A 9799-nucleotide genomic window follows, 5' to 3' on the forward strand; every position below is an offset into this window, starting at 1 on the left:
TCGGAGCACACCCGCGACTCGGAGCACATCGGCGACTCGGGGCACATCCGCGACTCGGGGCACCTCCGCGACTCGGAGTGCGCCGACCAAGGGGAATAGGCGGCCGCATTCCCCGGACCAAGGGACACCCGCTCCTGCCCAGGGGGATTAGCCCTGGGCCGAGCCGGTATCGCTGTCGACGGTATCCTCCGACAGCTCCATGGGAAGATCGAGCATGAAACAGACCCCGCCCAGCTCGGATCTACGCAACCCGATACTGCCCCGGAGCCGCTCGGTTACCAGGCTGTGCACAATACTCAGGCCCAATCCGGTTCCGCCCCTGCCCCGGCCGGTGGTAAAAAAGGGTTCGAATACCTTCTCCCAATCTTCAATAGGAATCCCGACCCCGTTATCCTCGTAGCGTACAAAGACCCGGGAGTCTTCACGGACGGCAGTGATACGAATAAACCCGATACTCTCCGGGTCCGGAAAGGCGTAGGTCAGGCTGTTGGTAACCAGGTTGGTCAGAATCTGCGCCAGGGCCCCGGGATAGGTAATCATCTGGATGGAGGGGCTCTCAATCTTCCAGGTATGGCGGGTATGACGAAACCGGGGTTGCAGGCTGAGCATTATCTGTTGCAGGTAGTCCTTTAGATCAATCGAGCGGATACTGAGGTGCATCTGGTCGGCAGACACCTGTTTGAAGCCGTTAATAAGCCCCGCAGCCCGTTCCAGGTTCTGTAGGATTATCTTGGATGATTCTAACGCCCGATCCAAATAGGTCTGAAACTGCTTCCGGCTCACCTGGCCGGCCCCGGCCTGATCCGAGAACCCTTGAGTTTCCTCCATCAGAAACGAGGCTGCCGTCAGGCTTACGCCGATGGGGGTGTTCACCTCGTGGGAGAACCCCGCCACCATCCGTCCCAAACCGGCATTCTTTTCCGCCAAAAACAGGGCCTGCCGGCTCTGTTCCAGCTCCCGGGTGCGTTCCTCTACCAGATACTCCAGCTGGGCGTTGAAATCCTCCAGGTACTGCTGATTCGCCCGAAGCTCCGTCAGATCCTGGAACATTACCACATTCAGATCCTGGGTAAAGGTCATGAGAAACTGAAAGGTGTAGGCTCTGCCGTCCCTGGCCACCAGCTGGCCCTCGGTGGGCTCGATGCTTGTCTGGCCGCTGTTTAAAGCCTGCTCGACCCGGTGTTCATAGATCTGCCGGATCCTGCGGCGCTGGTCCTCCCGGGGATACATAATCTGCCACCAGGTTTCCGCATCGGGAATCTCCTCGATGGAATACCCCAGAACCTGGGAAAAGCGCTGGTTAACATACCGGAACTCCCCACCCCTGGTCATCATGATAATCGGCATGGGGGCGTGATTGAAAATGGCCATAAGCAGCTCGTTGGTCTGCTGAAGCTCCCGGGTTTTCCGCTGAATGAGCCGGCGCAATAGGATATTCAGCCCCAATACCACCAGGAACCCCAGGCCGAGAAGGATTACCAGGGTACGCAGCCATCCGGGAAAGGTTCCGGGTCTCCGGCCCTGGTTGGTAAGATAACGCTCCTGGAGCTGGTAGTAGGGACTGTCGGTGTGTTCAATCCACCGGGTAAACAGTGCATCCAGTTCGGAGAGTAGACGCTGATTGCTCCCCCTGGGCACCGCGTAGAAGGTCTGAACCGGATTGTAGATGATGGGTGACCGGCGCAGGGCATCACCATCGAAGCGAAAGGCGCTGAAAAAAGCGCCGGCGTCAACCTGTCCCTGGATGATGGCCGCTTGGAGGGCAGAGTGGCTGGAGTACTCCCGGTATACGGGACTCACCCCGAAGGACTCGGTAAGCGCCATGAGGTTTTTTCCGTTTTGATCCCCCCGTACAATGCCCACAGGCCGGGCATCCAGAGCCAGCACATCGGTTACCGATGACTCCAGGGGAATAAGAACCACACCCCAGCTGGTTGCCAGGGGTACGGCGCTATAATCCAGGAAGGCTTGGCGCTCCTGGGTTTTTGTCAGGGACACCATGATATCAATGCTGCCCTCCATGGCCCGTTCAAGCCCCTCCGACCAGGTCATGGACGGAAATTCCGGGGTAAATCCGAGAACAGCCCCGGCGGACCGCAACAACTCCGGAAAAAACCCGGTTATCCGGCCTTCCTCCTGGTAGCTGTAGGGAAAAAGGTCCCAGACCCCGGCAACCCGCACCTCCTGGGAGAAGGGGATTACCGGCTGGCCACCTGCCAAGACGGGCAGCAGCAGAGCCCAGAGGCAGAGAAATCCCCTCAGAAAAAAACACCTCGGTCCCTTACCGGGCCGGAAGATGCCAAACAGATGTATAAAAAATCCCCCGGGCGGTCTAGCTGCACGGGGGATGGAATGGTGTACGCTATTCTTGGCGGTCATACCACCATTATAGGCTAAAGCGGTGCACCGTGGTACGTTCGTAGGCCTCACCGGGCCGAAGAATTATGCTGGGAAACTCCGGCCGGGTTAGGGCATCATTGTAGCCCTGGGTCTCAAGGCAGAAGGCGGTGCGGGGGGTGTATACGGCCCCGGCCCTACCAGGAATCCCCTGGGCAGGGAGCATGTTCCCGCTGTAAAACTGGGTTCCCACCTGGTTGGTATACACCTCCATGGTGATACCCGATGTTTCCCCCTGGGCGGCCGCCGCACGCTGTACCTTCCGGCCTGTGGAGGAATTCCCATGAGCGGCGCCCCTGATAACCTCTGCCAGATAGTCGGGGCAGGAACTCAGGCTCTGTTCCGACAACCCGGGATCCCATACCGGGGCATCGTCCTTAAGGATGTAGCAGTGATCGTAGCCCCCGGGCACCTGATCGATCCGGGAACCGATGGTTGCTGGACTGCGGAAGTCCATGGGACCGTCCACCTTTGCCAGGTCACCCGTGGGCAGGAACTCCCCGTCCACGGGCAGATAGCGGTCGGCGTGGATGGTCATGGAATGGTCCAGGATGGAGCCCTCCGCCTCGCCGTTGAGGTTAAAATAGGCATGGTTGGTGATGTTTACCGGGGTTGGGGCGTCGGTAGTGGCCCGGTAGGTCATGATGAGATCATTTTGCCGGGTTACCCAGTAGGAGGCCTCCAGGGTAAGGGTGCCGGGGAAGCCTCCCTCACCGTCGGGCCGTCGGTAGGTAAACACCACCCCCGCCGCATCATCACTCTCATAACACCGGGCGTCGAAAACCTTGAAGGCGAAACTGCAATCAGGTCCGGAGTGAAGGGTGTTGGCGCCGTCGTTCGCCTGGAGCCGGTACTCCTTGCCGTCCAGGGTAAACCGTGCCTTGGAGATCCGGTTTGCCACCGGCCCCACGGTTACCCCGAAAAACGGCGGGTTGGCAACATACTCCTCCAAAGTATTGAAGCCGCACACGGTCTCTACGGCCGTGCCGTCACCGCCGGGCACCGAAACCCCTACCAGGGCGGCACCGAGACTCGATACCTGTACAGTAATGCCCCCGGGAACGGTCATAGTGAACCGGTTCACCTCTACACCCTGATGATTCCCAAAGGATGAAATTCCTACCTCCATGCGTAACTCCTCAATGTAAGTGTCTGTTTGTAACGATTTCTTAGATAGTGCGCAAAAGGTTGTACCTTTGCACCCCGGCGACACCACCCATGGGTAGACATATAGGTTGCCCCGCTATATCTGGTGTCGTTTACAGCCTTTTGCGCACTACAGATTTCTTCTACTGGTGTGAAACACCATGAAAGAGGGTACACCAGTTTCCCGTAAAAAAGAAGGGCCCTGTTCGGGCCCTTCCATCGGTTTGTCCCTGCACGAGGGCGCTTTAAATCAAATTCGGGCGCTTTATGTAGTCCTGGCTCCGGAGCAGCATCCGCACGTACTGGGCGCGGCGGTAGGCGGAGGTATCGCCGTTTTTGGCCTCGGAGAGTTTACCCCGGAAGTCATCAATTTTTTCGTAGCCCTTCTTCCGCATCCATCCCTGGATGTCCCCCAGTATGGTGGTAATCTGATCCAGGGAATTCAGGTACAGGGTCGAAACGGTCTGGAACACATCCGCTCCGGCCAAGAGCACTTCCAAGGCCTCCTGGCTGGTGTGAATCCCGTTGGATGCGCAGAGGCTCGCCTTGGTCTGTCCGTGGAGCAGCCCCATGAAGCGCAGGGCAAGCTTATGATCCGCAGGCCCCGAAAGGTTAAAGGGGTAGCTGCTTGTTTCGGTTTCAACATTGATGGAGGGATGGAAGAACCGGTTGAAGAGTACGAACCCGTCCACTCCGGCCTTCTCAAGCTGCTGGATGATGCGAACCGGGCTGGTGTAAAAACTGGAAAGCTTTACTGAAACGGGGATTTTAACGGCCTTTTTAACCGCCTGCACCGCCTCTACCTGGGCCTTTTCGATCTCCTGAGCCGGTGCGATCAGATCGTCGGGCAATCCGAAGAAGTTCAGCTCCAATCCGTCCACCCCGGTTTCTTCGAGTTTTTTGGCCCACTCGGCCCAGGTTTCAATGTTCAGGGCGTTAAGGCTGGCAATAACCGGAATCGACACGGATTCCTTGGCCCGCTGGGTCCACATGAGGTGCTCCTCCGGCCCGGCATGCTCGACCTCGGGAAAGATACTCTGCATTTCCGCATGCCAGTTGTCATACAGATGAATATCCTCGTCGTGGGCATAGCGCTGATAGGCGATCTGCTCCTCGAACAGGCTCTTTATAACCAAGGCACCTGCGCCTTTGGTCTCGATTTTTCGGATAGCGTCCATATTGCTGGTCAGGCTGCAGGCACCGACCACTAGGGGATTTTTTAGGGTGATTCCCATGTACGTTGAAGTGAGGTTTGCCATATTTAAAAGCTCCTTTCCTATAGATACAGAGTATGGCCAGACCAGGCGGAAGTCAAATACCTCTTGTAAAATCGGCCCCGGCACCGTACTATTCTGCCATGGACCCAGCAATTCGATTTCAAGACATCAGTTTTTTTTATGTGAACCAAGACGCCCCGGAAAACATCAAGGATGTAACCCCCCAGGATCTCACCTTTCTCTTCGACCAGTTCTCTCTGGACCTGCCCAAGGGGGTACTCTCCATTGTCGGAGAAAACGGCACGGGCAAAAGCACCCTCCTGCTCCTGGCCGGGGGCCGGCTATTTCCAATTCAAGGCAGCATTTCCATCCTCGGCAGGAGCAGTCAGGACTTCCGCAATGCCCTCCACGACCCGGAGCTGGAGCGTGAACGGGCCAAGTTGGTGAGCTACGTGTACCAGAACATGGAGTTTGAGAGCGACCACTCCGTGGGAGACCTCATGAACCAGGTCTTTTCCCAGGGCTTCCATCCCGAGGCCCGGGCCGATCTTATTCCGGAGCTGGTAACCGCGCTTTCCCTGGACAACGCCCTCACAAAGCGCACCCAGGAACTCTCCAAGGGGGCCCTCCAGCGGGCGGTAATTGCCTTCGCAGTACTCTACGGCAGTCAAATCACCATGATGGACGAACCGGTTTTCGCCATGGAAGAACCCCGAAAGGAAGCCACCATGGAGTATCTCCAGGACTATGCCCGGCGGTCGGAAACCAGTCTATATTTTACCGCCCATAATCTCCATCTCTGCGAGCAGTACTCAGACCAGATGCTCATCCTCAAAAAGGGCAATACGGCCCTAGACAGCCAGGGGTACATCCTCGGGCCCACTGCCGAGGTCTGCACCCGGGAGAACCTGGAACAGGCATACAAGGTCCCCTACGAAACCCTACACCGCAAGGAGGGGCTGTACCGGGACATGCTGATGAAGCGCTTCGCCGACGGCGGCACCCCCCAGGATTGACGGGGACCTACTACCTCCGGGCTGTGTTGTTGTCTAGTGTGCAAAAGGTTGTAAAACTCCCCCTCACAACACCACATCTGTGGATGTGTATATGAGGATGACACTACAGATAGTGTAGTTTACAAGCTTTTGCGCACTATATATTGTTTTCTCCGGCTTATTGACAACCCGGGCCGCGCTGTGGTACGTTCACACCCGCATTCAGTAATGAAGGCAATCGGGCTGTAGCGCAGTGGTTTAGCGTACAAGTCTGGGGGACTTGGGGTCGCCGGTTCAAATCCGGCCAGCCCGATATTTGGGACACATTAGTGTCCCTTTTTTATTTGGGGACTAGTTATCCAGTTCTTAGAGCCGCAGTATTCGGCAAGCCCGATATTAGAAAGGAAATACTGGATGAGCAATGAGATCTCATCCCGAAAATAGCCGCTTAACTCGCCAGGAGGAAACTGGCTCCAAAGTCAAATTGCGAACTAAATTGGACACTATCCCCCAGTGAAGGGTTTCGGTTTTCCTTAATGTGTGCCTATTGGTGTGTTGCCAGGGTGAAAAGTTACAACCTTTTGCGCACTACATAATAATTCATCAAATCATAAAAGAATTAGTGTCCACTCGATTGCGTTATTCGGATTTGAATCATACAGATGATGGAGCGGGTCAATGCTCACCTTAATACGTGGCGTAAGTCCGATTGCCGTGAAGCGGATCCCAAATCCGATATCGAGGCTCAGTTTGTTGATGCAATTATACGTATAGCTCGCTCTCAGATTGGGAATTATCAGGAGCCCTCCAATGGGTGAGTCCAGGGGGAGCAACATAATTTGAGCATCAATTCCTGCCCTCACGGTGTTTGCAGCATAACTTGTCTTCATTACTCCATCCTCGAAAGGATCGCTTATTGAAAGACCCAGTGGATAGCCGGTGAACTGATTGGATACGGTGATTTTCGATGTATTGTTTAAATGATAGGATAGGGAAAGGGAGAAGCCTGCATTTGGAGAAACAAACTCAAGAGCGAGAATATCAAAGCCTAGGCTTCCTTGAACGGTCGGGGTGAACACCAGGGCTCGCTCCTGCTCCTTGTACAAAGTGAAAGGAAGCAGCCATCCAGCACGAAGCCCCGGAACCAAACCAGGCTTATATTCCACTGCTGAGATTGGGGGATTTTGTATAGTCCACTTGTTTGTGAAATCCAAAGAATACAAAAAGGAGAAATCCCAAAAGGTATGCAGTAATGAATTTGAAAGCAGCAAACGACTTTCTATTCCATTCTTAGGTAGTTCTACATCCTGGACACGTATATCACGCTCAGTATGATAGAGTTGTAGATTAATACTCCAGTAGAACTCATCCGACAATCGAAGTCCTGTGTTCACCCGTCCTATGAACTGGTTCTCCCAGGCTGCGTAGGAGACAGATCCATCACCGGCGAGATCTGCGAATCGCTGTGATGAATAACCCAGATTAAGGAATAGATCAGCTAGCTTTTCGGACATCAAGGGAAGATTTATAGAAGCATCGATTCCATAAAGCCAATCGTACTGAAAATCGGCACTTATACCGAAGGACCATAATTGCCCAAACAGGTTTGACTCATTTACACCGAGGTTGAGTTTTAATCCCCTCTCATCCTCCACTATGACAGAAGGCATTGTAGGAAGAAGGCTCCAACCATCCACAGCCAGTACCATAACGTCATACAAAGGAGGATCTGTCTCGGATCTTTGTGGACTGGGCTGCAATGAAGGCTGGGTGGTGATTTCTACAAAGGTTAGAGCACTCAGCTGTGAGAGCTCTTCTTGGTTTTGCCTCAGAAGCTCGTAGTTGATAACATCGCCAACCAGGAAGTCTAGTCGGGCGAGTACGGCAGCCTCATCGGTCCGCTGCAGACCTTCAATTTGGATAGAGGCTACTTCAAAGGATTCTGCGAATAAGAATGCAGGAATAAAAAAAAGAAAAAGCTGGAGATATTCTGTTATTCTCGTTTCATTACCCTTATTTACTCATTTTCGAAGCATTATCATAATAACCTATATCTATGAAAGCTCAAGGGGTACTAGCGGACTAACACAGGTCACGTCCAATAACGATGGCAATTTAGAAGCGTAAAAGGAGTCACGATTTTATCCGGGTGGGGTATTACTGCTGTCCACAGCCGGGGGAAGGTAGGTTACCATTTCCAATATAGGAAGTGACCTTTATTACAAGGCCAACCCGGCAGTCACTCTTTCATAAATTTTCGTAGCTGCGCTAATTGCCTCTCGGACTTCGATTTCTTCGGGAAGCAAATCACCTTCCGGATACCGGTAAAGGGTTGAAAAAGGATCCAGAAAAACACAATCATCATAAATACTCTGATACTGCTCATCGATCCCAATACAAACCTCGAGCAGATTCATCAGGCTATGTGTTTTACCAATCCGACGTTTATGAAAGGAAAGAACTGCCTTGAGCGATTTTTCAGCACATTGCTGAGTATGATAAATAGCAGCATCAAGTAATTTGTATTCCGAAGCGAGTAATAGTCCAGCTGACTTTAAGTCATGATCCGCTTTAAATAACCACTCCTCATGCGGCTGCATAAAGCTTAACTCCTTCATTGATAACCCGATAAATCAGTGTCGAAGGATGATTCTTTCTCTCAGCAATCTCATCTACCGTCAAGACCAATAAATCAACCGGGCACTTCTCACCTTTCAAAGCATACAGTCCACGTCTGATTCGATCTGCCTGACTCTCCTTTGAATCCGGCAAGATAATGCAAAAATCAATATCACTATCTTCATTGGGTTCACCCCAGGCGAACGATCCGTAAAGATAAATCTCCTGGGGATGATACTCATTGATGAGCTTGGATACTATGCTCTGAATCTGATCTTGCCCGGTACTCATGTGAGTATTCTAACTATAAACTAATCCTGAAACAATGCCTTAGTTCATTTATAGGAAGGCCTTGAAATCACGATTGCCAATTCGCATATGCAGCGCTGTATGAGCTGGAGAATTTTTTCCGCTGAAACCCAGAACTATATCACCGTTATTGACAGGTAGGTGCTGTCGGTGGAGATCGACGCCTGGGAGGAGCGCTGGATTGAACTGGGGCGAATAGACTCTGGAATTGTGTGTGTCGTTGTTCATACTTTTAGAGATGTCGACGGTGAGGAGTCTATCCGCATCATTTCGGCACGACCGGCGACAAAATGGGAAGAATTGCAGTATTATGAGGGTAAGTAATATGAAAAAAGAATACGATTTTTCACAGGCAGTACGCGGCAAGTTTTACCGGCATGATAAGCAAGCAAAAATTGTCGTTCATCTCAAGAAAAACACTAAGCATACCCGCTTCGAAATCTATGAGGATCCCAGCGGCCTGTTCCACTTCCGCCTTCAGGATGACAGGCACACCGTGTTCGCTAGCCAGTCTTTTGAATCAAAAGAAGCCTGTCTCGAAGCTCTCTCTGAGCTCAAGCAGAGTTCCATCATTGCGCCAACGGTGTTTGCGTAATAGAGCTACTGCCATCCCTGGGATAACTCTCTGCACCCTCTCAAGAGTAGGCATCACATACGTTGGATCGGGCAATAAAAGAAGCAGTTCAAGCTGACAACCTCCCTTACGGTCGCTTGCAGCTTAACTGAAGCCTTTTATTGGCTTTTTCAAAGCCGCCGGAATGCAGCGCAGCGTATTCCCAGGCCCCGCCGAAGGCGGATGGGTGATCCAAAACAACACCGGGAGCCCTTTTATAGGCTCCCGGCTTTCAGTTTCTTTTGACAAGCCTAATAAAATTGTTAAGCTGTGACGGTGTAAGCCGGAAACTGCTTCAATGAATTATTAGGCTTTGTGATAATTACAGATCAGTATCTTTTTAGCTGTGATCCCTAGTGATATGCCAAAGTAGAGGTTTAGTTAAAAAAAATCTCCATCCCATCTGATTCGGAAATTTCTTGTCCTGTTTTATCCGACCCAATTATCCTTGTTGTCAAATAGCGCCTAAATTTACGAAAGAATCGGCGTTTAGTTTTACGAAT

Annotated in this window: 9 protein-coding genes and 1 tRNA gene; 4 read left to right on the forward strand and 6 right to left on the reverse strand. The window is 52.4% G+C overall.

Going from position 1 to position 9799, the window contains the following annotated elements; all coding sequences use genetic code 11:
• Positions 1–147 precede the first annotated feature (147 nt).
• From DC28_RS15350 to DC28_RS05910, 3 genes are all read right to left on the reverse strand, one after another.
• Complete coding sequence (locus tag DC28_RS15350) at positions 148–2379, reverse strand: ATP-binding protein (protein ID WP_052078525.1); 2232 nt, start codon at positions 2377–2379, stop codon at positions 148–150.
• Between the two features lie 7 nt (positions 2380–2386).
• Positions 2387–3526, reverse strand: a complete 1140-nt coding sequence (locus DC28_RS05905; protein WP_037546814.1) for an aldose epimerase family protein — start codon at positions 3524–3526, stop codon at positions 2387–2389.
• A 262-nt stretch (positions 3527–3788) separates the two neighbouring features.
• On the reverse strand, positions 3789–4802 hold the full coding sequence (locus DC28_RS05910) for a dihydroorotate dehydrogenase-like protein (RefSeq protein ID WP_037546817.1): 1014 nt from the start codon (positions 4800–4802) through the stop codon (positions 3789–3791).
• 98 nt (positions 4803–4900) lie between these two features.
• Here DC28_RS05910 and DC28_RS05915 point away from each other — a divergent pair, with 98 nt between their 5' ends.
• Together DC28_RS05915 and DC28_RS05920 are read left to right on the forward strand one after the other, a co-directional pair.
• Positions 4901–5776, forward strand: a complete 876-nt coding sequence (locus tag DC28_RS05915) for an ATP-binding cassette domain-containing protein (protein ID WP_162180199.1) — start codon at positions 4901–4903, stop codon at positions 5774–5776.
• Between the two features lie 218 nt (positions 5777–5994).
• Positions 5995–6068: transfer RNA gene (locus tag DC28_RS05920), tRNA-Pro, on the forward strand.
• Between the two features lie 295 nt (positions 6069–6363).
• On the opposite strand, the gene DC28_RS05925 is transcribed toward DC28_RS05920, so the two are convergent.
• From DC28_RS05925 to DC28_RS05935, 3 genes are all read right to left on the reverse strand, one after another.
• Complete coding sequence (locus tag DC28_RS05925; protein ID WP_156104594.1) at positions 6364–7464, reverse strand: hypothetical protein; 1101 nt, start codon at positions 7462–7464, stop codon at positions 6364–6366.
• Positions 7465–7974: 510 nt separating this feature from the next.
• Positions 7975–8373 (reverse strand): HEPN domain-containing protein, encoded by a 399-nt coding sequence (locus DC28_RS05930; RefSeq protein ID WP_081941997.1) that lies wholly within the window; start codon positions 8371–8373, stop codon positions 7975–7977.
• The gene (locus tag DC28_RS05935; protein WP_037546822.1) at positions 8342–8665 is read right to left on the reverse strand and encodes a nucleotidyltransferase domain-containing protein; all 324 of its coding nucleotides are present in this window, start codon (positions 8663–8665) and stop codon (positions 8342–8344) included. Before DC28_RS05935 ends, DC28_RS05930 begins: the two co-directional genes overlap by 32 nt.
• 168 nt (positions 8666–8833) lie before the next feature.
• Here DC28_RS05935 and DC28_RS16925 point away from each other — a divergent pair, with 168 nt between their 5' ends.
• Both DC28_RS16925 and DC28_RS05940 read left to right on the forward strand, forming a co-directional pair.
• Positions 8834–9007: a BrnT family toxin gene (locus tag DC28_RS16925; protein WP_202962957.1), complete on the forward strand. Its 174-nt coding sequence runs from the start codon at positions 8834–8836 to the stop codon at positions 9005–9007.
• 1 nt (position 9008) lies between these two features.
• A complete protein-coding gene (locus DC28_RS05940) occupies positions 9009–9278 on the forward strand; it encodes a YegP family protein (protein WP_037546824.1) in 270 nt (89 codons plus the stop codon).
• Positions 9279–9799: the final 521 nt, after the last annotated feature.

It is taken from the genome of Spirochaeta lutea (genome assembly GCF_000758165.1).
GTDB classification, from domain to species: domain Bacteria; phylum Spirochaetota; class Spirochaetia; order DSM-27196; family Salinispiraceae; genus Spirochaeta_D; species Spirochaeta_D lutea.